Raw genomic sequence first — 291 nt, forward strand, 5'->3', positions numbered from 1 at the left:
GCATATTACGAAACACAAGCCGATGCTATGAGTGGTACTAACCCATTAGTTAGTCCATATGCAAATATTGTAGAAGATCTACAAACTATCTATGCAGTAGTCACTAACGATTTAACAGGTTGTAGTACAACAGTAACTTTAGATTTAGAAGTATTGCCTTCACCAGTAGTCCCAATCGCAATCGACGACTATATTATTTGTGATGATGATAATGATGGTATTAACCAGTTTGATTTTGATGCGGTAATCACACCTCAAATTTTTACAGGAGGACAAACAGCAGCAGATTTT

At 36.1% G+C, this 291-nt stretch carries 1 protein-coding gene; it reads left to right on the forward strand.

Annotation, left to right across the window (positions count from 1 at the left end; genetic code table 11):
* Positions 1–291 (forward strand): hypothetical protein (locus Q0935_RS15840; RefSeq protein ID WP_299388343.1); only part of this gene is annotated, 291 nt, incomplete at both ends.

The sequence above is a fragment of the uncultured Lacinutrix sp. genome (assembly GCF_947500605.1).
Lineage (GTDB): Bacteria > Bacteroidota > Bacteroidia > Flavobacteriales > Flavobacteriaceae > Lacinutrix.